The sequence below is a fragment of the Rhizobium mongolense subsp. loessense genome (genome assembly GCF_900099775.1).
GTDB lineage: Bacteria > Pseudomonadota > Alphaproteobacteria > Rhizobiales > Rhizobiaceae > Rhizobium > Rhizobium loessense.
In genome coordinates this window covers 305,044-326,621 of sequence record NZ_FMTM01000002.1, presented here as the reverse complement: position 1 = coordinate 326,621, position 21,578 = coordinate 305,044, and the positions used below count along the sequence as shown (strand labels likewise).

At 59.3% G+C, this 21,578-nt stretch carries 20 protein-coding genes; 16 read left to right on the top strand and 4 right to left on the bottom strand.

What is annotated here, in order from left to right; all coding sequences use genetic code 11:
• Positions 1-6: 6 nt before the first annotated feature.
• On the bottom strand, positions 7-1,071 hold the full coding sequence (gene fba / locus BLP23_RS09195; protein ID WP_092584575.1) for a class II fructose-bisphosphate aldolase: 1,065 nt from the start codon (positions 1,069-1,071) through the stop codon (positions 7-9).
• Positions 1,072-1,520: 449 nt separating this feature from the next.
• On the opposite strand from fba, the gene BLP23_RS09190 reads away from it, so the two are divergent.
• Entirely contained in the window at positions 1,521-2,297 is a 777-nt protein-coding gene (locus BLP23_RS09190; protein ID WP_092584574.1) for a transporter substrate-binding domain-containing protein, read from the top strand.
• Positions 2,298-2,581: 284 nt separating this feature from the next.
• On the opposite strand, the gene BLP23_RS09185 is transcribed toward BLP23_RS09190, so the two are convergent.
• Positions 2,582-3,067 carry an Lrp/AsnC family transcriptional regulator gene (locus BLP23_RS09185; protein WP_092584573.1) on the bottom strand — a complete coding sequence of 162 codons (486 nt, stop codon included), beginning with the start codon at positions 3,065-3,067 and terminating at the stop codon, positions 2,582-2,584.
• 170 nt (positions 3,068-3,237) lie between these two features.
• On the opposite strand from BLP23_RS09185, the gene BLP23_RS09180 reads away from it, so the two are divergent.
• The 9 genes from BLP23_RS09180 to BLP23_RS09135 all read left to right on the top strand — a co-directional run bounded on the left by BLP23_RS09180 (position 3,238) and on the right by BLP23_RS09135 (position 13,935).
• Complete coding sequence (locus tag BLP23_RS09180; protein ID WP_092584952.1) at positions 3,238-4,020, top strand: ABC transporter ATP-binding protein; 783 nt, start codon at positions 3,238-3,240, stop codon at positions 4,018-4,020.
• A gap of 44 nt (positions 4,021-4,064) precedes the next feature.
• Positions 4,065-4,838, top strand: coding sequence for a transporter substrate-binding domain-containing protein (locus BLP23_RS09175; protein WP_092584572.1), 774 nt, complete (start codon positions 4,065-4,067; stop codon positions 4,836-4,838).
• 25 nt (positions 4,839-4,863) lie between these two features.
• Complete coding sequence (locus BLP23_RS09170) at positions 4,864-5,589, top strand: ABC transporter permease (protein WP_092584571.1); 726 nt, start codon at positions 4,864-4,866, stop codon at positions 5,587-5,589.
• Positions 5,590-5,600: 11 nt separating this feature from the next.
• On the top strand, positions 5,601-6,290 hold the full coding sequence (locus tag BLP23_RS09165; protein WP_092584570.1) for an ABC transporter permease: 690 nt from the start codon (positions 5,601-5,603) through the stop codon (positions 6,288-6,290).
• Between the two features lie 195 nt (positions 6,291-6,485).
• A complete protein-coding gene (locus BLP23_RS09160; RefSeq protein ID WP_092584569.1) occupies positions 6,486-7,403 on the top strand; it encodes a homocysteine S-methyltransferase family protein in 918 nt (305 codons plus the stop codon).
• Positions 7,404-7,484: 81 nt separating this feature from the next.
• Entirely contained in the window at positions 7,485-8,345 is an 861-nt protein-coding gene (locus BLP23_RS09155; RefSeq protein ID WP_092584951.1) for a hypothetical protein, read from the top strand.
• Positions 8,346-9,157: 812 nt separating this feature from the next.
• Complete coding sequence (locus tag BLP23_RS09145; protein ID WP_092584568.1) at positions 9,158-10,318, top strand: alpha-hydroxy acid oxidase; 1,161 nt, start codon at positions 9,158-9,160, stop codon at positions 10,316-10,318.
• Positions 10,319-10,745: 427 nt separating this feature from the next.
• The gene (locus BLP23_RS09140; protein ID WP_092584567.1) at positions 10,746-11,744 is read left to right on the top strand and encodes a L,D-transpeptidase family protein; all 999 of its coding nucleotides are present in this window, start codon (positions 10,746-10,748) and stop codon (positions 11,742-11,744) included.
• 793 nt (positions 11,745-12,537) lie between these two features.
• Positions 12,538-13,935: a peroxidase family protein gene (locus tag BLP23_RS09135; protein WP_233426663.1), complete on the top strand. Its 1,398-nt coding sequence runs from the start codon at positions 12,538-12,540 to the stop codon at positions 13,933-13,935.
• Between the two features lie 392 nt (positions 13,936-14,327).
• Here the strand turns inward: BLP23_RS09135 and BLP23_RS09130 are convergent, their stop codons facing one another.
• Positions 14,328-14,636 (bottom strand): DUF2934 domain-containing protein, encoded by a 309-nt coding sequence (locus tag BLP23_RS09130; protein WP_092584565.1) that lies wholly within the window; start codon positions 14,634-14,636, stop codon positions 14,328-14,330.
• A gap of 4 nt (positions 14,637-14,640) precedes the next feature.
• Complete coding sequence (locus BLP23_RS09125; protein ID WP_092584564.1) at positions 14,641-14,883, bottom strand: hypothetical protein; 243 nt, start codon at positions 14,881-14,883, stop codon at positions 14,641-14,643.
• A gap of 352 nt (positions 14,884-15,235) precedes the next feature.
• Here BLP23_RS09125 and BLP23_RS09120 point away from each other — a divergent pair, with 352 nt between their 5' ends.
• From BLP23_RS09120 to BLP23_RS09095, 6 genes are all read left to right on the top strand, one after another.
• On the top strand, positions 15,236-15,382 hold the full coding sequence (locus BLP23_RS09120; protein ID WP_092584563.1) for a DUF1127 domain-containing protein: 147 nt from the start codon (positions 15,236-15,238) through the stop codon (positions 15,380-15,382).
• A 556-nt stretch (positions 15,383-15,938) separates the two neighbouring features.
• Positions 15,939-16,967 carry a substrate-binding domain-containing protein gene (locus BLP23_RS09115; protein WP_092584562.1) on the top strand — a complete coding sequence of 343 codons (1,029 nt, stop codon included), beginning with the start codon at positions 15,939-15,941 and terminating at the stop codon, positions 16,965-16,967.
• Between the two features lie 64 nt (positions 16,968-17,031).
• A complete protein-coding gene (locus BLP23_RS09110; RefSeq protein ID WP_092584561.1) occupies positions 17,032-18,558 on the top strand; it encodes a sugar ABC transporter ATP-binding protein in 1,527 nt (508 codons plus the stop codon).
• 22 nt (positions 18,559-18,580) lie between these two features.
• Positions 18,581-19,570: an ABC transporter permease gene (locus BLP23_RS09105; RefSeq protein ID WP_167363859.1), complete on the top strand. Its 990-nt coding sequence runs from the start codon at positions 18,581-18,583 to the stop codon at positions 19,568-19,570.
• Between the two features lies 1 nt (position 19,571).
• A complete protein-coding gene (locus tag BLP23_RS09100; protein ID WP_092584559.1) occupies positions 19,572-20,579 on the top strand; it encodes a sugar-binding transcriptional regulator in 1,008 nt (335 codons plus the stop codon).
• On the top strand, positions 20,576-21,571 hold the full coding sequence (locus BLP23_RS09095; RefSeq protein WP_092584558.1) for an aldo/keto reductase: 996 nt from the start codon (positions 20,576-20,578) through the stop codon (positions 21,569-21,571). Before BLP23_RS09100 ends, BLP23_RS09095 begins: the two co-directional genes overlap by 4 nt.
• The last annotated feature ends 7 nt before the right edge of the window (positions 21,572-21,578 follow it).

Genomic DNA, 21,578 nt, shown 5'->3' with positions numbered 1-21,578 from the left:
TCAAACTTAAGAGAAGACCGGATCGAGCGAACCGGATTTGTAGCGCTTGGCCATTTCCGACACAGGAAGCGGCGTAATCCGGCTTGCCATTCCGGCCGTGCCGAACTGTTCGAACCGCTCCTTGCAGAGCTTGCTGAGCGCAGCCATCGCCGGCTTAAGATATTTGCGCGGGTCGAATTCGCTCGGATCTTCCTGCAGCACTCGGCGGATCTGGCCGGTCATCGCCATCCTGCCATCGGTATCGATGTTCACCTTGCGCACGCCGTTCTTGATGCCGCGCTGGATTTCTTCGACCGGCACGCCCCATGTCGGCTTCATCTGGCCGCCGTACTTGTTGATGATCTCCTGCAGTTCGATCGGGACTGACGAGGAGCCGTGCATGACGAGGTGCGTATTCGGCAGTTTGCGGTGGATCTCTTCAATGACGCTCATCGCCAGCACGGATCCGTCCGGCTGGCGGGTGAATTTGTAGGCTCCATGCGACGTCCCCATGGCGATCGCCAGCGCATCGACCTTGGTTTCGCGCACGAACTTTACGGCCTCGTCGGGGTTTGTCAGCAGTTGGTCATGCGACAGCTTGCCTTCGGCGCCGTGGCCGTCCTCGGCCTCGCCCATGCCGGTCTCCAGCGAGCCGAGAACGCCAAGTTCGCCCTCGACCGAGATGCCGCCGAGATGCGCCATGTCCGTCACCGTCTTGGTGACGCCCACATTGTAGGCCCAGTCAGCGGGTGTCTTGGCATCCGCCTTCAGCGAACCGTCCATCATCACCGAGGTGAAGCCTGCCTGGATCGCCGTCATGCAGCTCGACGGATCGTTGCCGTGGTCGAGATGAACGCAGACCGGAATATGTGGATAGATCTCAACGACGGCATCCATCATGTGCTTCAGCATAATGTCGTTGGCGTAGGCGCGCGCTCCGCGCGACGCCTGCATGATAACCGGTGCATGAGACGCGTCCGCGGCCTCCATGATGGCGAGCGCCTGCTCCATGTTGTTGATGTTGAAAGCGGGAACGCCGTAGCCTTCCTCCGCAGCGTGATCGAGCAGCTGCCTCAGCGTGATGCGTGCCATCCAAGATTTCCCCATATCGATGGTCGAACGGAACGCCGCCATCCTGTCGAAAGTCAAGCCCCGGGCGCGCTGGCTATTCGCGCGCCCGGTTTTAAACCGCAGAATGACATAGGAGGCGGAATGTAACAAGCGGTAATAACAATATCACAAACAGTATGATATTTGCGGGGAGCTATCTTCGCATGCGTTCAACCGATCGGAACAGTGACCAAAAAGGCAGTGGTCCTATAAATGCTCGCTTAACCGCCCTTCTCCTTTCCAGGCGAAGAATTGTTGGTTCTTGGCGGCAAAGCGGACTTTCCGCTGCAATTTCTCACTGAAACTGGAATCTCTTGGTCGCGCCAGCTCGTGCAGGCTCAGGGAGTGACAAACCCTGGCTGCGTCAGTAATCTCGCGCGACGAACCGGCAATCCCGCTGCAACAACCGAACATCCCTATAGAGAGGAACCATGAAGCGAACCTGTTTTGCGGCCACCTTGGTGGTGTCGTGGAGCCTGACATCGGCGCTGACCTTCGCGGCGGATGACGCTTTATCGCAAATCAAGAAGGCTGGCGTGATCAAGATAGGAACGACGGGTGACTACAAGCCCTTCAGCTACAAGGCCGCTGATGGCACCCTCACGGGTGCCGACATCACCATGGCCAAGGATCTTGCCGCCGATCTCGGTGTTAAGGCGGATTTCGTTGCCACGACCTGGAAAACGATGTTGGACGATTTCAAGGCCAGCAAGTTCGACATCGCACTCGGCGGCATTACCGTAAACGCCGCTCGTGACGAAGTGGGCGACTTCTCAGTGCCCAATGTGACCGACGGCAAGCGACCGATTGCCCGCTGCGAGGACAAGGAAAAATATACCACGCTTGATGCGATCGACCAGCCCTCCGTGCGGGTGATCGTCAATCCGGGCGGGACCAACGACAAATTCGCTCACGAGCATTTCGATAAGGCGTCGATCGAGGTATTTCCGGACAACAAGACAATTTTTGACCAGATTGCGTCGGGCAGGGCCGATGTGATGGTCACGGACGGCGTGGAGGTAGACCTGCAGTCCAAGCTGCATGCCAGCGTCTTGTGCCCGGTCGCCGTCAAGGAGCCGTTCACGCATTTCCAAAATGCCTATCTGCTGCGCGAAGATCCCGCCTTGAAGGCGGCGGTGGACGCTTTCATGCGCAAGCAACTGGAAAGCGGTGGATGGAAGGAGAAACTCGACGCGGCAATGAAGTAAGGAATCTCTGCTGCGTAATAGCGGACGAAATAATATCCTCGCTTGACGAGCGCGCCGCTGCGTCGCGATCCCGTATTCCGGGCACAAAGAGAAGCTGCATCAGTGACGACACCTAATCGCTTGCGTTGCATCGCGGTGGATTTCCTGGCGCAGCCTGCGTCTGGGACGGTTCGTGCATCCCTCTCGACGCCGATGGGACGGTCGAAATAGGCTGCTTTCGGGCCGCCTGACAGGCCGTGCGGAGACTTTCCCGATGCGGCCAAAGAAGCATGAGCAGCGCGCACTCATCTGTTGGGGTCATCGCCAGCGTTCAGCGGAACCAGTAGACCTAACTTGACGTCCTTGAGCACTACATTCGTGTGCATGCGCCGGATCTGCGGGTTTTCTTTCATGATCAGGGCCGCGATGTCGTCATAATGCTCGACGTCGCGGGCCGTGATAATGGTGATCAAGTCCACCGCTCCGGTAACATAGTAAACTTGCTGGATGTGATCCTGCTTTTCCGCCCAAAGGCGGAACTTCGCTAGCGCATCGTAGTTGTCACGCTCGATCTCCAATCCGGCGATGAACACCATCGGCGTACCCGTCGCCTTGCGATCGACGACGGCAACTTCTGCCTTGATGATGCCGTCATCGCGCAGGCGTTTCAGCCGCCTCTGCACCGCCGAGGTCGAAAGCCCGACCTTTTCGGCGATGGTTTCCGCCGTCAGCTGACAATTGCGCTGAATGATATCGAGAATATCGCGGTCAAAGCCATCTAATCTTTCCATGTGCTCCTCCGCCTCCGGCGGCGAAATTACCCGTCGATACCGGCATTCTGTCATATTAAACGCATCAGAAACAGATTTCTGCATAATTAATGCAAAACAATCAGAATTTGCGCGCAAAAACCGCAGCTATTCGCGATATTCTCCGAACGCTATTTGAACCGGTACCGCCCATGACAAAAACGTCTCTCCAGGCACTTCGTGTGGATGATCTTCACAAGAGCTTTGGACCACATGAAGTCCTCAAGGGCATTTCGACGACGGCCCGTAAAGGCGACGTGATTTCGATCATCGGTTCGTCGGGCTCCGGGAAGAGCACATTCCTGCGCTGCATCAATCTGCTCGAGATCCCCGATCGGGGCCGCATTGTCGTAAATGGCGAGGAAGTCGCACTGAAACGCAGCCGCAGCGGGCAGATGCAGCCGGTGAACTGGCGGCAGATCGAGCGACTGCGCACCGGCCTCGGCATGGTTTTCCAGAACTTCAATCTCTGGGCCCATCGAACGGTGCTTGAGAACGTCATCGAAGCACCGGTCCATGTGCTGGGATATGCTCGCCGCGAGGCCGTCGAGAAGGCGGACGCTCTCCTCAATAAGGTTGGACTCTACGAAAAGCGCGACGCGTACCCCGCCTTTCTTTCCGGCGGCCAGCAGCAACGGGCAGCCATTGCCCGGGCGCTTTGTGTCGATCCGGCCGTCATGCTCTTCGATGAGCCGACCTCGGCGCTCGATCCCGAGCTGGTCGCAGAGGTGCTCAAGGTGATCCGCGAGCTCGCCGAGGAGGGCCGCACAATGCTGATTGTCACCCATGAGATGCGCTTTGCCCGCGACGTCTCAAGCCATGTTCTCTTCCTGCATCAGGGCCTGATCGAGGAGGAGGGATCGCCTCGGCAGATCTTCGACGCCCCACTCAGTGCCCGTTGCCGGGAATTTACCGGCATGCTCGCCCATCATTGATCCGCTGATTATTCACAAATACCCCCAACAGGAGAAATCCACGAATGAAACTGCTCCCCCTGCTGCTCGCCGGCGCCACGCTTGCCACTACTGCCATCACGGCTCAGGCTGAAGTCCGTTTTGGCATCATGAACGAATCGTATCCCCCCTTTTTTGCCAAGGATGCCTCCGGTGAGTGGCAGGGCTGGGAAATCGACCTGATGAACGCCGTGTGCGAGCAGATGAAGGAGAAATGCTCGATTGTCGAGGTCTCCTGGGATGGGCTCATTCCGGCGCTGCAGAGCAAGAAGTTCGACGTCGTCTGGTCGTCGATGTCAAACACCGCAGAGCGTTCGAAGGTCATCGACTTCACCGACAGGTATTACAACACGCCGAGTACTTTGATCGGCCCAAAGGACCAGAACCTGGGCGCGACGGCCAACGACGTGAAGGACAAGACCATCGGCATTCAGGTCTCGACCATCCAATCGGAATACTACAAGAAGTATTTCGCTGATGTGGCTGACGAGAAGACCTATCAGACTCTGGACGAGGCGTTCCAGGATCTTGCCGCCGGCCGCATCGACTATGTGTTCGGCGACTCGCTTGCCCTTGATGCATTCCTGAAAAGCGACGCCGGCAAGGATTGCTGCGTCAAGATGGGTGACGTCGCCGACGACAAGGAGATTCTCGGAGCCGGCGTTTCCGGCGGCTTGCGAAAGGAAGATTCCGAGCTCAAGGCAAAGCTGAATGCTGCGATCGCTGCCGTGCGCGCCAGCGGCAAGTACGGTGAAATCACCAAGAAATATTTCGCCTTCGACATCTACGGTACGAACTGACCCCGATCCCGGACCCGATCGGACGATGGCAACCGAACCACGAGGCATATTAGACCTGCTCTCCCCCTATCCGCCCGGATGGGGTGGAACCCTGCTTGTCGGTGCCGCCTCCACGATTGCCATCTCTGCTGGCGCTTTCCTGATCGGCATCTTGCTCGGGACGGGAGGTGCGCTTGGCAAGCTTTCTGGCAACAGGCCGCTCGGCCTGCTGCTCAAAGTCTATACGACAGCTATCCGCGCCATTCCGGAACTGATCTTGATCGCTGGGCTCTACTATGCAGGAATGGACGGCCTCAACCGGCTTTTGGCCGGGCTCAAGCTGCCTGCGATCGAAGTGAACGGCTTCGTCGTTGCCGTCGTCGTGCTCGGCTTCGTGCAGGGAGCCTATATGACGGAAGTTCTGCGTGGCGCGATCCTCGCCATCCCCGTTGGTCAGATCGATGCGGCGAAAGCATTCGGCATGGGGCCGATGCTGCGTTTCCGCCGGATCATTCTGCCGGCATTATTGCCAAATGCCCTCCCGGGCCTTGCCAATCTGTGGATGTCGGTCACCAAGGACAGCGCGCTGGTTGCCGTCGTCGGCTATCAGGAACTGGCGCTCGCCACTCGCCTGGCTGGCGCGAGCACCAAGCATTATTTCACTTTTTTCCTCGCATCTGCCCTTCTCTATCTCGCCCTCACGCTCGTCTCCAATATCGTCTTCAACCTGATCGAGCGCCATGTGCGGCGCGGACAGCCGAAGCCTGCCTAAGGAGCACAGGCATGACCTTCTCGTGGATAGCCTCCTATTGGTCGCTTCTGTTGGCGGGCGCCGCGCAGACGGTGCTGCTGCTGGTGATCTCGGTCGTCTTCGGATTCGTCCTGGCGATCGGCCTCGCCTTCGCACAGGTGAGCGGCGGCCCGCTGGCGCAATATCTCGCTCGCGGCTACTGCACCTTCTTCCGCGGCACGCCCCTGCTCATCCAGCTCTGGCTTTTCTATTACGGCGTCGGTTCGCTGCTGCCCATGATCCCAGGCCTGCGCCAGAGCCTGTTCTGGCCCATCCTGCGTGAGGGCTTCTTCTTCGCGGCCGTGAGCTTTACGCTAAACTATGCCGCCTACGAGGCGCAAGTGCTGCGCGGCGCGCTGCTCGCAGTGCCCAAGGGTGAGTTGGAAGCGGGCCGATCCTTCGGCATGCGGCCCTTCACGCTGATCCGGCGCATATGGCTGCCCCGGGCCATTCGCATCGCATTGCCGACAATCGGCGGCGAAATCGTCATGCAGCTCAAAGCGACGCCGCTCGCATTCACCGTCACAGTGATGGATCTCTACGCGGTAGCGAGCAAGGTGCGCCAGGATACGCTGCTCGTTTATGAGCCGCTGATCGTCGTTACCGTCTTCTATCTGATGCTCACGGCAATCATCGCTCGCGCCTTCCGCCTCCTCGAGGCGCAGGTGCCATCGCGACGCTAACGCCAACGGGGAAACGAACGGTCATGACGCCACACCTTTCCGGACTGTTTCGCCGTGCTGGCAGAAATGAGTGCTTAAGGCCATCCGCCAGAGACGCTTTCGGTTGTCGATCGGCTCGCTGCGGACGACATCATCGCCAACTGCGGCCTGGCTTTGCTGCCGGCTTTGATTCCATTCCCTTACGGAGACCTATCCATGAGCAGACTGTGCATTCTCGATGGCGGCATGAGCCGCGAACTCCTGCGCCTCGGTGCCGAACTGAAGCAGCCGGAATGGTCTGCGCTGGCGCTAGTCAATTCGCCAGACATAGTCCGAAAGGTCCACGAGGAATTCATCGCCGCCGGCTCGGACGTCGTCACCACCAACAGCTATGCGCTGGTGCCTTTCCACATCGGCGAGGAGCGGTTTCAGAAGGAAGGGGCGGCGCTAATCGCGCGCTCAGGCCAATTGGCACGCAAAGCCGCCGATGCCGTCAAGGATCGGAAAGTTCTGGTTGCTGGTTCGCTGCCGCCAATCTTCGGGTCCTACGAACCCCAAAACTTTGATCCTTTGCGGGTCCAGGACTATCTCAAGGTGCTAGTTGAACAGCTCAGCCCCTTTGTGGATCTGTGGCTCGGGGAAACCCTCAGCCTGATCGCCGAGGGCGAGGCTGTGCGCACTGCAGTTGCCGCAAACAGGAAGCCGTTCTGGATCTCGTTCACGCTGGCCGATGACGAGGCACAGGTAAGAGGAGGTGAACCGAAGCTGCGTTCCGGCGAGCGGGTCGACGATGCGGCGAATTGGGCCGCCTCGTCCGGCGCGCAGGCGCTCTTGTTCAACTGCAGCAAGCCAGAAGTCATGCGGACGGCGGTTGAAACAGCATCTCGTGCATTCAAGAATAGCGGCTCCACGGTAGAGATCGGGGTCTACGCCAATGCTTTCGAAGGGGAGCAAAATGATGCCGGCGCGAATGAAAGCCTCCATGCTACCCGCACCGATCTGAACGATGATAGCTATTCGCGCTTTGCCTGCTCTTGGGCGGAGGCCGGTGCAACAATAATAGGCGGTTGTTGCGGCATTGGTGCCAGGCATATCCATCGCCTTAAGCAGACCCTGGCGGGTGAAGCTGCATGAGCGAATGCTGCAAAGCCGCGTTTGTGCCGCAGGTTTCGGCCGAGCCGTGATCAGTGTACGGCCGATCAGGATGCCTATGCCTTGAATCTTATGCGTCGCGTGCTTTTGGCATCGATGTGGACCGTGATCGGCTGGAAGCCGTCATTGGCGCAGCAATCCGGTCGAGATTCGTCTGACGGGGACACAATGACGCAGACCGAGGCGAAAGGATCGTCGGCAACGCCCCGGCATGTTCTCTGTTTTCTCGCCCAGGAGCGCGACCTGACGCCTTTGTCCCGTGCGGCATCGCAAGCAATCCGTGACTTCGGCACGGGGTTCAGCGTCGCCGTGGACTATTCTCAGACCGAGCCGGATGATCATATGGAGCAGTCATTCGCCGTGTGCTGGGATCGGGTCGAACCTAAAGCGTGGAATCCGGCAGACGAGGAAGCCGTCGCCAATCACCAATCCGTGCTCTATGTCCCTGGGCCGCGCATGATCCAGGTGGAGACAGTGAGGGTCACGATGGCTGCCCTGCGTCTTGTCGAACGGTTGATCGGCGCGGGGTCGGTCGCCGTAAAGGGAGAAAGCGCTGGCGTCGCCCATGGGCTTGATCGATGGAGAGAACTGATACGCCAAGGAGCCGAAGCGCTCAAGGCCGGCGACCTTTTGGCTCAACAGCGGGTCGGACGGCTGGCTTTTGCGAAACGCCCGCTATCAGCTCTGGGATATTTTGAGAGTGTCGGTTTTCATCTCGTGGGGCTGCCGGAGGTGTATGTGCCGGAATCGGTTGGCAATGAAAGGCAGGCTGTCGCCACGATGGATGCGGTGGCTGACGAGATCGCGAAGTGGGGGCTCGAGCCGACACTTACGACACGTCATGCAACACTTTCCTTTGATTCAACGTACGAGGCGGATGAGTTCAAGTTCAATCCATATGGAATTGTCAGACTCCCCACGTGAGCTGGGCGGATCCAGACGAGCGACCCTCGGTTGAAAAGAAGGCGGTGGGCCCTCATGTTTGCCCACCGCCCTCCGCCTCCGAGCGTCCGCCGCCACGCGCTCGAGAGAGAGGCTGAATCTATCGCGGCGGCCCCTCGGTTTGTATCGAGGCCGACAAACAAATGCATGGTGTCATCCAACGGTCACATAGCAATTCTGTGTTGTGATTGCCGTCACGCAAATGTCATTGAAGTTGCTGCGGTCGTAGCCGCCGTCGCGGTGGGCAAGCTGTGGATAACCGGTGGATAACGCAATCAGTCAGCGCATGACATGGTCCCTAAATCCAATCCCATGTTGCCTATCCGTACCGAATCTCTTCATCTTGTTGCTGCCTGCTGTCGACCTCCGCCGCAAACGTCGTCGACCCGCATGCTACGGGCGCTCCGACATGAAGTCGTGGAGCGCCCTTTCTCGTCCGGCAAGATCACCGCAAGGTGGCGGTAAGCCCAGAACCCGAAATGTTACATGACCTTGTCGCGCGCAGTCGCTGGATAAAGTAATTGCCGAGGCCCCCGCCGTAGGTATCCAAACCACAGGGACGACTTGTCCAGGCCGCCAGGTCACAACGCGACATATCCCGTTTCCGAGCTTTGTGGGAACTTGCCATCGAACGTTGCACCCTCTACCCCTGCATCGGGACGCAAGGGCGAACTCTAGGGCAATGGAAACGTCCTTGGCTTAGCGGTGGATGGAACCGAGACATCCGACGACGATCGAATGGGCGAAAATCAGAGCTCGGTCTTCAGTGTAATTCAAGATATCAGAGCTGGAATATGAATGTGAAGAACTGCCACAATTTCCATGATTTCCGCCAATTGGCCAAGCGGCGCCTCCCTGGACCGATCTTCAATTATATCGACGGTGCGGCTGACGACGAAGTCACCTATCGTCGCAATACGACATGCTTCGGTGACTGCGACCTGGTGCCTAGCGTCTTGCGCGGTGTGAGCGATGTAGACATGTCGGTGACGATCATGGGCCAAAGACTAGCAATGCCGGTCTATTGTTCGCCGACGGCGCTGCAGCGGCTGTTTCATCATCAAGGCGAGAGGGCGGTGGCTGCAGCAGCAGCCAAATACGGCACGATGTTCGGGGTGTCGTCGCTGGGAACTATCAGTTTAGAAGAAGCACGTCAGATCAGCGACGGGCCGCAAGTCTATCAGTTCTATTTCCACAAGGACCGTGGCCTGAACCGGGAAATGATGGCACGCTCCAAGCAGGCCGGCGTGAACGTGATGATGCTGACTGTCGACAGTATCACCGGCGGCAATCGCGAACGCGACAAGCGCACAGGCTTTTCGATTCCGTTCAAACTGAACCTTGCCGGCCTCACCCAGTTCGCGGTCAGGCCGGGTTGGGCAATCAACTATCTCATGCATGAACGCTTTCGTCTGCCGCAACTCGACGGCCACGTCGACATGGGCGGTGGCGCCATGTCGATCAGCCGCTATTTCACCGAAATGCTGGATCCTGCGATGTCATGGGCCGATGTCGCCGAAATGGTACAGCATTGGGACGGACAGTTCTGCTTGAAAGGCATCATGTCGGTTGAGGATGCTCAGCGAGCAGCGGAGATAGGATGTACCGGCATCGTGATCTCCAACCATGGCGGCCGCCAGCTGGACGGCTCGCGCAGCGCATTCGACCAACTCGCCGAAATCGTCGACGCGGTCGGCCACAAGATCGACGTGATGATGGATGGCGGCGTTCAGCGTGGCACCCATGTGCTCAAAGCATTGTCATTGGGCGCCAAAGCTGTCGGTCTCGGTCGATACTACCTATTCCCACTCGCGGCCGCGGGGCAAGCGGGTGTCGAACGCGCGCTGGATTTAATGCGGAGCGAAATCGCGCGCGATATGAAGCTTATGGGATGCACATCCGTCGATCAGCTCACAAGACAGAACCTGCGCTTCCGTCAAAACGCCCCATATTAAATTGACCAGCGACCAAGCTCACTCAAGTTCTGGCGACTTCGCCCGTGCCGCAAACGTCCCATACTAGGCGCGGCGTCGGCTCCATCGAGACGCAAGATGCGAATAGTGCGGTCGATGCCGGTGCCGGACCGCATGCATGTGCAGTGGCGATAGCGGAACATCTGCGCTTATGCAGAGTTGAGACGCGATGGAAACATGATGGTGACCATCAGCCGACGTCCAATCCATATTGACTGGCTTCAAGGGAAGCTGCCCCAGATGCCAGCAAGGTCACCTGTTCGCGAGCTATCTAAAGCGTGCTCCCCCATGTGATGTGCGGGCTCTGCTATTCCTTCGCCGACCCGCAAGTTTGCTTTCTTGGCATTATCAAGACGCCAGGCCCCACAGCGTTGTGGAACAAGTTGCCGGTACCGGCCATTTGTTATCCATGAAAACAGCCTTGCCCATGTCGCTGCTCGCTCTGGTCTTCACCGTTGGTGGTGTTGGCGCGCAGGAACTTCGGCGCGAAGCCGTCAATGCCGCTTCGATTGCTTCCATCGTTGCAGAAATGCCGACTAAGGCGCCTACCGATCCAGATCCAGCGGTCGTGCGTCTTCAGGTCCTGCTCGACCGAGCGGGCTCGTCTCCAGGTGTGATCGACGGCTTCTACGGCGAGAATGTCCGCAAAGCCGTGGCCGGGTTCGAGATGATGATGAGCCTTGTTGCCGATGGTAAGCCGGATCCGGAGGTGGTCGCCCGCTTGGAAGGCAATTTGCCCATCGTTGAGAGCTATGTCATCTCGGCAGAGGACGCCACGGGCCTCGTCGACAAGATCCCTGAAGATTACGACGAGAAGGCGAAGATGCAGAGCATGGGATACACCAGCGTTGCCGAGAAGCTTTCCGAGCGGTTTCACATGGACGTCGACCTTTTGCAAGCGCTCAATCCCTCTTCGCGGTTCGCTCCTGGAGACACGGTTTGGGTCGTGACGCCCGGCCCTCCGAAAGAAGGAAAGGTCGAGAGGATCGAGGCCAACAAGAAGACAGGGCAGATCCTGGCCTATGCCGAAGACGGATCGCTGCTTGCAGTCTATCCCGCGACGATCGGAAGCGAAGACAATCCGGCCCCGTCGGGCAAGCACAAGGTCAAAGGCGTCGCGAGGATGCCGGCGTACAGGTACGACCCAAGGCTCAACTTCAGGCAGGGGAAGAATAACAAGGTTTTGACGATACCAAAGGGGCCGAACGGTCCGGTCGGGAGCGTCTGGATCGACCTGACTGAACCGACTTATGGAATACATGGGACGCCTGAACCAAAACTAATCGACAAGGTTGGATCGCACGGTTGCGTGCGTCTGACGAACTGGGACGCCGAAGAGCTGGCCGGAATGGTCAAGCCAGGAGTCGTGGTGGCCTTTGTCAATCAAGGTCCGGCCGCTCCGAAGTGAAGCCTGTGGCATCAGTCGGTACGTCGAAGAAAGCCGTGCGACGAGCGGTGATGAAACGAGCGCCACCTTGCTCAGTCGCGGATCTTGGCCGTTTTCCGCATTTTGACGAGTGCTCGCTGGCGGCAAACGATGCCTGCCCGCCGCCTCAGAAGTGGGCGGCGTTGTTTCTGGCGATCGACGCCAAGGTAAGGAACTGAGGCGCTGCCGTCGACCGAGTGTCCTGGGGCTTGGTATGGCACTCAGGGCGATTGCGGACGCAATGACAATGCTCCGAATCCAAACACCACGGGGGTCGATTTTACGCTGTATTTACCAACTTTAAGGCGAAAAATAGCCCTATATGATTAATTGACTTCGCCTTATAGCTGTACGAATTATCCCGCGGGCTGGAAAACGGAGGGTGTTGCCAATGGCAATCGTTTTTCAATCACACGGGGGTACCGAGCAAAAGCGCACCGTTTCGATCTCAAGCCTTCGCGCCGGGCCGCCAGCGACAGGTGACGTTGCGGTCGACGAAGAGGCTGACTTCGGCTATTTCGTACCGCCACTGGATGCGCCTGAGAACTACTTGCCCAACACGGCGGAGACGGTTGGGGAGCTCGATGAACTCGGCGCAATGGTGATCGACACTGTCGCTACGCCGACGAGTGAGGATCCGACAGAAGACTCTGCGCTCCCGCCGGTTTTCACATATTGGGGGCAATTCCTGGATCATGAGCTGACAGCCCGAACTGATCGCGAAGGGGCGATTTCGAGCATGGTCAACGCACATCCGCCTGTCGCCTCGTCGACAGTGGAGAGCCAGTTCAGGAACGCCCGTTCGCCCCGCTTCGATCTTGATAGTGTCTACGGCGGATCTGCCGTCGGTGACGGTATAGATGCAGACGTTGTCAAAGTGATTTCTGGTCTTCGCCACCCCACGCTGAAAGACAAAATGCGTGTCGGAACAGCGATCGAACCGGGGCCTTTGCCTGACAACCTCGACCAACATCGAGATCTGCCGCGGTATGGCCAGGTCCAGTCGTCCGTCCGGGAAGCGGCTTTACGTCTGGCTCAGGCGGCGATGACGCCTGAGGCGTTTCAGAAATTCTCTGATACGTTGCCTCAGCGCGCGATAATCGGGGACAATCGCAACGACGAAAATCTCGTCATTGCGCAGTTCCATCTGAGCTTTCTTCGGTTCCACAACAAGGCCATCGACTACCTTGCGTCGCACGACACAGGCTGGATCGCCGATTTCAGCTCAGCCCAGGCTCTAACCAGACTCCATTATCAGTGGCTGATCGTTGATGGATATCTCAAGGGCGTGTGCGACCCGGTTGTGGTGGACCGCGTCGTCAACGATCGGGCATCTCATTTCTTCAAGTTCAGAGCCGAGTTCGATGCCCGAAGGCAGAATACCCGACTTGGAAATGCTTTGCCGTTAGAATTCTCCGCGGCGGCTTATCGGTTCGGTCATTCCATGGTCAGAGCCTTCTATGATTACAACAAGAACTTTGGGCGACCGGGCACCGGTTTCCTACCGCGCGCCACCTTGCGGTTGCTTTTCGAATTCACCGGCGGCGGCGGCAGGCTGGATGACGAGAAGAAGCTGCCCAAGAACTGGATTATCGACTGGGCGCGCTTTACAGGGGTCGATCCCCACGACGGGAGCGACGGCGAGCCGGCCCGTCTTGCCAGAAAGATCGACACGGAACTCGCTCCGCCATTGCATACGATGTTCAAGGAAGGCGAAGACCAGGGCGATCAGCAGCTCAAGGCGTTGTTCAAGAACCTGGCAAGGAGGAACCTTCGTCGAGGCTACAATCTCAGGCTTCCGACGGGCCAGGCGCTACACAAGCATCTCAAACAAATCGGCGCAGTGGAGTCCTCGCCGATCCAAGATGTCTCAGCCCTGTTTGCCACGAAGCCTAATTTGCAGAACTTTCTCGCCAGCACCGCGTCCCGCTTCCACGAGCGCACACCGCTGTGGTTCTACATTCTTGCCGAAGCCGAGGCTGCAGGTGGAAACCGATTGGGCGAAGTTGGGAGCTGTCTCGTGGCATTGACATTCGTGGGCGTCCTGCTTGCCGATCCAGACTCGGCCCTTTCGCGCGGGTTCACGCCCGATCAGAGCCCTCTCAAGATGCCGGACAACGCACCGATCGACTCGATCGCCAGGTGGATGCGGTTCGCCGCGGTCATGCAGTAGGGCTCTTGGAACTTTGGCCTCGCCGCATCGCGGCGAGGCAAAGTGACATACTCGCTGCTTTGGGAAATCACTGGGGACGAGCTTTGACAAGGCAGGATCGGCCCCGTCTAACGGACGGGCGTTCTGACGGCGCCCTGTCCGCTGGTGTCGCTGAGCCTGACATCGGCTTTGCGCCGGAATGGACCGAAGGCTGCCGAACTGAACACGGACCGGAGCTAAGGATCGCATTGGATGTTGCCCGCAACAAGTAAGTTCGGTGTCACGAACCCATGCCGCCGATCGTGTTGCCGCAGGCGGAGAGTGAAAGCATGATGCCGCATGCGGCCGCAATTGTTGTCACGGTCTTTGTCATCTTCACTTTCCTTTTGCGACGATCAGGCCTTTTGCGACGATCAGGGTTGCTCACGGGTGCCGGGCGCGGCCTCGCGCTCATCGGCATCTTCAAGGTCGGTTGCAACCAGGAACGCGTCGGTATGTTCGCGTGCGGCTTCTCTCAGGGCGTCCAAGCTTGGAAGGTCGTCGCCTTCGATTTCACCGGCCTCCCGTTCGATCTCTCCCTTCGCCTGGATCCAGTGATCTTCCTGACGACCCTCAGGTCGTCCTTCTCGCTCCCAAATGGCATGCGCTCGTCTCCGCACTTCGTCTTCGTGAATGGAGCCATGCCGTCCTCCATATCGAGCGTGATTTTCCTCTCCTGCCATGTCATTACCTCCAATGCCGATTTCTGGTGGAGACGGACGACCTGCCCAGCAGGTAGCCAATGCCGAAGGCTGCCGCTCCGATCCCGAGGATGAGTGAGCTTGCGGCCTGCGGATGGTCTGTCACGCCGACTGCGACAGCGTTGGCCTCGCGCTTGATTGCGGAGGCGGTGTCAGATGCGACTTTCCGGATGCCCTCAGGTTTTTCAACTGGCGATCCGGTGAAGCCGGCTTCGAGTTCATTTGCCATTGAGTTTTCCTTTCGTGAAAGGAGAACTGGCGGGGAGGGGTGTCGGTTCCTCAATATTTTACCGTCTGATGCGGATACTCCTGAGGTGGTCCGGACAATCGCGTCCAAATGAGGCGCATTTGCAGGATGCGGCTTTTAAGATCGGCGGCTAGATGCCATTCAGGCCTCTGCCTAAAGAGCGAGCCAATGGGGATCGTCGCAAGAACCCCGGGTCATATGCGCCAGACGCATAGCTGCGGTGACGGATTGTCGCTGTTTTAAAACGATTGAAACACCTATATTCCAATCATCGAAACGACGCCGGAGCCAAGCAGGTTGCTGACGTCATAAGCCCTCAGGAAAGGGGATTATCATGAACGTGGCACGCTCTTTCAATAACTGGCGCAAGTACCGTCAGACCGTTTCCGAACTTGGCCGGATGTCCAGCCGTGAATTGCAGGATCTCGGCATCGCCCGCGCCGATATTCGTAGCATCGCCCGGGCATCTATCGCTCGCTAATAGCGCTGCTCCAAGCTCGCCGACGCTGCCGACGCCCGCTCATGCGGGCGTTTTCGCGTCAATTTTCATGTTTCCATGTTCTCCCAGGGCTTTTGCCGATCGCGAGCCTGGTGGCTTTGTGTTTCTTGCATAGCTGCAGTGCAACATAAAGCCTATCAACCGCCCAGCGATCGCGTATGATCTCTCTTAACGAAGCAATTGCATTCCTCCCGCAGAGCTTCGTGTTTCAGGCGACCCACTCCTCCTCCCAAGGGACGTCTGTAGGAACGGCGGCTCTCCTCCTCCCAGTCGCTGTTCGGTTTTCCTGAAAGCCTGCCGCACCTCCTCCCGCGGCAGGCTTTTTTCGTATCTGGGCTCTGCTTAAGCACCAAGTAGCGATGATAGCGTCTGTGAATTATAATTCACGCGATGAATTATATTGACAGACGTGATGCATTGCGTTTAGCTACTCCTACCGGAACTTCGAGGAGGAAATCCGGTCATCACTGCGATCACCGGCGCCGGTCTGGCGCCCTTCGGGCTTTTTTGGGAGGGGCTTTGGCCCCGAGGAGGACACTTGCGCACTTTTTTCAGCACGACCGCGATGGCGGTCCTTGCGTCGACGCTCTTTGCCGGTTCCGCGGCCGCCGAAACGGAGAACCCGTTCCGGTGCAAGCCGGGCGAAAAATACGTCATGAACGTCATGGTGTCGGGCGTGGAATACTGGTTCCCTGTCTATGAGATGTTCAAGCAGGCGGGCCAGCAGCTCGGCTGTGAGACGGAATATACCGGCACGCCGGAATATGACGTCAACAAACAGATCGCCACCTTCGACCAGGCGTTGGCACAGAACCCGGCCGGCATTCTCGTTCATCCGATGAACTCAGATCCCTTCATCGAGCCAATCAACCGCGCGATTGACCAAGGTACGGCGGTCGTCACGTTTGCGGCCGACTCGCCACTTTCCAAGCGCGTCTCCTTCATCACCTCGGACAACACCCGCGAGGGCACCTATGCCGCCGATGCGATCGCCAAGAAGATGGGCGGCAAGGGTGAATATGCGGTTCTCGAAAATCCGGGCCAGGACAACCACGACAAGCGGATCGCCGCCTTCATAGCCCGTATGGAAGAGAAGTGGCCGGACATGAAGCTCGTCGGCCGCGCTGCTTCAAACCAGGACCCGACCAAGGCCTATCAGGGGCTTTCGAGTCTTATCCAGGCCAATCCGAACCTCGGCGCCGTCTTCATGCCCGAAGCGAACTCGGCGATCGGCGCTGCGCAGGCAAACAAGGAAAGCGGCGGCAAGGTCCTCGTCATGTGCGCAGATGTCAATGCCAACATCCTCGACATGATCAAGGCCGGTGAAGTCTTCGGCTCGATCAATCCGAACCAGGGCATGCAGGGCTATATGGGCTTCATGCTTTTGTGGTTCGCCGAGCATCCGGAACTGATCGACCCGATGAACGATGCCAAGCGCTCCGGATTCAACCCAATGAGCATCCCGGTCGTCGATAACGGCCTGTCTATTGTGACGGCGAAAAACGCCGACGACTTCTACTGGGACAAGTACCTGAAGCGGCGCGGCACGAAGGGCATCGAGGAATAGGCTTCTGAAGATTGCCATCCGCACTCAAGGGTGCGGATGGTCGTGATGGAGAGGGAGGAAGACGATGGCAGAGCCGGTGCTTAGCATTCATGGCGTCACCAAGCATTTCGGGGCGGTGAAGGCGTTGACCGACGTCGATTTCACGCTGGAGCGCGGCGAAGTCCATGCGCTATGCGGCGAGAACGGCGCCGGCAAATCGACGCTGATGAACATTATCGCCGGCGTGCTGCAGCCGAGCGAAGGCGAAATTCGCGTAGATGGCAAGGTCGTGCGCATATCCTCCCCTGCCGCGGCCCAATCGCTCGGCATCGGTCTCGTGCATCAGGAAATCGCCCTCTGCCCGGATGCGACCGTGGCCGAAAACATGTTCATGGCGGCGACCAACCGCCGCCGTGCCCCCTTCATGAACTATCGCGCGCTGGAGCGCGATGCACAGGCCGTCATAGATCGTCTCGCCGCGATCAACGTCCGCCGCAAGGTCGCGGACCTGCCGATTTCCAGCCAGCAACTCGTCGAGATCGCCAAGGCTCTGACACTCGACTGCCGCGTACTAATCCTGGACGAGCCAACCGCGGCGCTAACTGAAACCGAGACGCGGCAGCTTTTTGCAATCATCCGCGACCTCAAGGCGAACGGCATTTCGATCATCTATATCAGCCATCGAATGGCGGAGATTTTCAGCCTGTGCGACCGGGTTACCGTCTTCCGCGACGGCCGCTACGTGTGTACCGACCGCATCGCCGACATCACGCCGGACGATGTGGTGCGCCGCATGGTAGGGCGCGAGATCACCCAGCTCTATCCCGACAAGCTCGGTGCGCACGACGCGTCCGGGGAGGCGATCCTCGAGGCCGACAATATCGGTGACGGCGAGCGGTTCCATGATGTGAGTTTCGACCTGCGCAAGGGCGAGATCCTCGGGATCGGCGGCCTCATCGGCTCCGGCCGCACGGAAATCGCCGAAGGCATCTGCGGGCTCAAAACGCGCTCGGCGGGCACGGTGCGCCTGCACGGCAAGGCGCAGTCGATCCGCTCCTATTGCGATGCCGTCAAGGCCGGCATCGTCTATCTCTCCGAGGATCGCAAGGGGTCGGGCGTGTTTTTAGAAATGTCCATCGCACAGAACATCTCCGTACTGGACCTTAAGTCGCTGACCAATCCGATCGGTCTGCTCAACCGCCGCGCGGAAGCCGCACTGGCAGAGAATTTCGCGCGCCGGCTTGCGGTGCGCATGGGCGGCATTGAGGCGCCGGTCAAATCGCTCTCCGGCGGCAACCAGCAGAAGGTTGCGCTCGCCAAGCAGCTTGCGGTGAAGCCAAAGGTCATCCTGATGGACGAACCAACGCGCGGCATCGATGTCGGCGCGAAAACCGAAATCCACCGCCTGCTACGCGAGCTTGCGCGGTCGGGCGTCGGCATCATCGTTATCTCATCGGAAATGCCGGAGCTCCTCGGGCTATGTGACCGCGTGCTTGTCGTCCGGGAGGGGCGCATCGCCGGCGAGCTCGGCGTCGATGAGATGACGGAGGAGGCCGTGATTCGCCTTGCTTCGGGCGTGGGCACGGCAAAGGCGGCGAGCCATGCCGCGTGAGAACAAAGTGGGAGAGACGGGAATGGCAATCGACACGTTGGCGACAGGCGCGCCGAAGACAGCGTCCTTCAAACGCATCGGCACAATGCGCGAGGCGGGGCTGATCGCGATCATCCTCGCGCTCTGCGTGATCATGAGCTTTGCCTCCCCGCACTTCCTGACGCTTGGCAATTTCCGTGCCATGCTGATGAGCTTTTCCGTTGAAGGCATCGTTGTCGTGGGTATGACGATCCTGCTCATCGTCGGCGGCATCGATCTCGCGGTCGGCTCCGTGGTCTGCTTCGCGATGGTGCTCTCGGGCTCGCTCTTCCTCGCCGGGCTCGACCCGTGGACGGCCTCGCTCATCGGCATCCTCGCAAGCAGCACGATCGGCGGCATAATGGGCTTCTTTGTGACGGTCGTGGGACTCAATCACTTCATCACCTCGCTTGCGGCAATGGTGATCGTGCGCGGCCTTTGCCTCATTATCACAAAGGGCACGCCGCTCTCGCTCTTCACGCTGCCGGCGGGCTTCAAGGCGGTGGGGCAGGGCACGTTTTACGGCGTACCCTACGTCATCTTGATCTTCGTCGCCGTCGTCGTCCTGTTCGATTTCCTGCTGCGCCGGGCCACCGCCTTCCGCAAAGTCTTCTATACGGGCAGCAACGAGAAGGCCGCGCTCTACTCCGGCATCAAGACCAATCACGTGAAATTCTGGGTGACGGTGCTCTGCTCCACGCTCGCCGGTGTCGCAGGCGTCATCTACATGTCCCGTTTCGGCGCGGCGACTCCAACCTTCGGCGTTGGCATGGAACTCAACATCATCGCCGCGGCGGTGATCGGCGGCGCCTCGCTCAACGGCGGCTCCGGCACGATACTCGGCGCCATCCTCGGCATCGCTCTTCTCTCTGTCGTCACCAGCTCTCTGATCCTGCTCGATGTTTCAGTCTATTGGCAGGACATGATCAAGGGGTGCATTCTGCTCGCTGCCGTTTCCATCGACCATTTCCTGCACAAGCAGAAAGCCGCCTGACATGTCAATTGCGAAATTGAAACCCAAGACGACAGTACCGCGCGAGGAGATTGTCATCGCCCGCCAGATGCACCAGGCGCTCGTCCTTCACTTTATGGAGGGCCTGACGCAGGCACAGGTTGCCGGCCAGCTCGGCATCTCGCAAGCCACCGTCAACCGCCTCATCAAACGCGGCCGTCAGCTCGGCCTCGTCGAGATCAAGATCAAGTCTCCGGTCGAGCCGCTGGTCGACATGGAGGAGCGGCTTCTGGCACTCGGCGGCATCAGCCGCGCGATCGTGGTCCCGACCGTCTCGGACAATCCGCAGACCGCGCTCCAGGCGGTCGGGGAGGCTGCGGCGCGCCTGCTGATGGAGGAGCTCGGCGACGGTGACACAATCTGCATCACTGGCGGCAAAGGGGTGAGCGCCGTCGTCGCCGGTCTGCAGCCGCCGCGCCGCTTTGATGTCGAGGTCATTCCGGCAACTGGCTGCGTCCAGGGCAAGCACTATACCGACGTCAACCATGTTTCGACCCTGATGGCCGACCGGCTCGGCGGGCGTTCCTACCAGATCCACGCGCCCCTCTTTGCCGACGACGCCGAGCAGCGGGCGATGCTGATCAACATGCGCTCCGTCGCCGACGTCTTCAAACGTGCGCGCGAGGCGAAGGTGGCGGTCGTCGGCATCGGCTCGATCCTAACGGACGACTCCAGCTACTACGACCTGCATCCCTCCTCCAGTACTGATCGGGCGGCGATCGAGCGCTCGGGCGCAAGCTGCGAATTGCTTGCCCACCTGCTCGATGACCAGGGCCGGGTCTGCGACTACAGCCTCAATCGTTCGCTGGTGTCGCTTACCCTGGCGGAATTCGCCTCGATTCCGATGAAGATCGGCGTCGCCAGCGGCCCGAACAAGGCAGGCCCGATCCTCAGCGTCCTGCGCGGCAACCATCTCGACACGCTCGTCACCGACGAGGCGACCGGGGCACGCATTCTTGAAATTGCATCCAAGCAAGGGGTTTCGGCATGAGCGGCGAACAGCTGATGCGCGAGATCGGGCGCTCGGGCGTCAAGGCGTCGGCCGTTGGGCTCGGCACCTGGGCGATCGGCGGCTGGATGTGGGGGGGAACCGATGAGGCGCAATCCATCGCAGCCATTCAGGCCTCGCTTGAAGCCGGCGTGACGCTCATCGATACGGCGCCCGCCTACGGGCTCGGCCGCTCGGAGGAAATTGTCGGCAAGGCGCTTGCCGGCCGGCGTGACAAGGCAGTGATCGCTACGAAATGTGGCCTCGTCTGGCACACGCACAAGGGTAATCACTTGTTCGACCAGGATGGCAAGCCGGTTCACCGCTATCTCGGCGCGGATTCGATTGTCCATGAAGTGGAGGACAGCCTGCGCCGGCTCGGCACGGATTATATCGACCTCTACATCACCCATTGGCAGGACGTGACGACGCCGGTCGAGGAGACCGTCGCGGCGCTGGAGGAACTGCAGCGGACCGGCAAGATCCGCGCCATCGGCGCCAGCAATGTCGAACGGTCCGTGCTTGAGCAGTACATAGCCACTGGCTCGCTTGACGCGATCCAGGAGCGGTACAGCATGATCGATCGAGAGATCGAGGCGGACCTTTTGCCGCTCAGCGTTGCAAACGGCGTATCGACGCTCAGTTATTCCTCGTTGGCGCTCGGGCTACTTTCGGGCAGCATCGGGCCGGATCGGACCTTCTCCGGTGACGATCAGCGCAAGGACAATCCGCGCTTTTCCGTCGCCAACCGGCAGAAGGCGCGGGATTTCTCCGACGCGATCCGGCCCGTCGCGAACCGTCACGATGCGAGCATCGCCCAGACGGTGATCGCTTGGACACTGGCGCAGCCAGGTGTGACTTTTGCCCTTTGCGGCGCGCGCAACCCGGCACAGGCCCTCGACAATGCCCGGGCCGGCACGCTTCGGCTGTCTTCGGAAGATCTCGCGGCCATCGACGCCGCCCTATCGGCGAAGCTGGCCAACATGGACGGATAACGGATTG

Coding starts and splice junctions, on each gene's coding strand:
- BLP23_RS09145 (WP_092584568.1), top strand. CDS start 9,158: ATGAATGTGAAGAACTGCCACAATTTCCATGATTTCCGCCAATTGGCC.
- fba (WP_092584575.1), bottom strand. CDS start 1,071: ATGGCACGCATCACGCTGAGGCAGCTGCTCGATCACGCTGCGGAGGAA.
- BLP23_RS09190 (WP_092584574.1), top strand. CDS start 1,521: ATGAAGCGAACCTGTTTTGCGGCCACCTTGGTGGTGTCGTGGAGCCTG.
- BLP23_RS09105 (WP_167363859.1), top strand. CDS start 18,581: ATGGCAATCGACACGTTGGCGACAGGCGCGCCGAAGACAGCGTCCTTC.
- BLP23_RS09140 (WP_092584567.1), top strand. CDS start 10,746: ATGAAAACAGCCTTGCCCATGTCGCTGCTCGCTCTGGTCTTCACCGTT.
- BLP23_RS09165 (WP_092584570.1), top strand. CDS start 5,601: ATGACCTTCTCGTGGATAGCCTCCTATTGGTCGCTTCTGTTGGCGGGC.
- BLP23_RS09170 (WP_092584571.1), top strand. CDS start 4,864: ATGGCAACCGAACCACGAGGCATATTAGACCTGCTCTCCCCCTATCCG.
- BLP23_RS09180 (WP_092584952.1), top strand. CDS start 3,238: ATGACAAAAACGTCTCTCCAGGCACTTCGTGTGGATGATCTTCACAAG.
- BLP23_RS09095 (WP_092584558.1), top strand. CDS start 20,576: ATGAGCGGCGAACAGCTGATGCGCGAGATCGGGCGCTCGGGCGTCAAG.
- BLP23_RS09185 (WP_092584573.1), bottom strand. CDS start 3,067: ATGGAAAGATTAGATGGCTTTGACCGCGATATTCTCGATATCATTCAG.
- BLP23_RS09100 (WP_092584559.1), top strand. CDS start 19,572: ATGTCAATTGCGAAATTGAAACCCAAGACGACAGTACCGCGCGAGGAG.
- BLP23_RS09110 (WP_092584561.1), top strand. CDS start 17,032: ATGGCAGAGCCGGTGCTTAGCATTCATGGCGTCACCAAGCATTTCGGG.
- BLP23_RS09120 (WP_092584563.1), top strand. CDS start 15,236: ATGAACGTGGCACGCTCTTTCAATAACTGGCGCAAGTACCGTCAGACC.
- BLP23_RS09130 (WP_092584565.1), bottom strand. CDS start 14,636: ATGGCAGGAGAGGAAAATCACGCTCGATATGGAGGACGGCATGGCTCC.
- BLP23_RS09160 (WP_092584569.1), top strand. CDS start 6,486: ATGAGCAGACTGTGCATTCTCGATGGCGGCATGAGCCGCGAACTCCTG.
- BLP23_RS09125 (WP_092584564.1), bottom strand. CDS start 14,883: ATGGCAAATGAACTCGAAGCCGGCTTCACCGGATCGCCAGTTGAAAAA.
- BLP23_RS09175 (WP_092584572.1), top strand. CDS start 4,065: ATGAAACTGCTCCCCCTGCTGCTCGCCGGCGCCACGCTTGCCACTACT.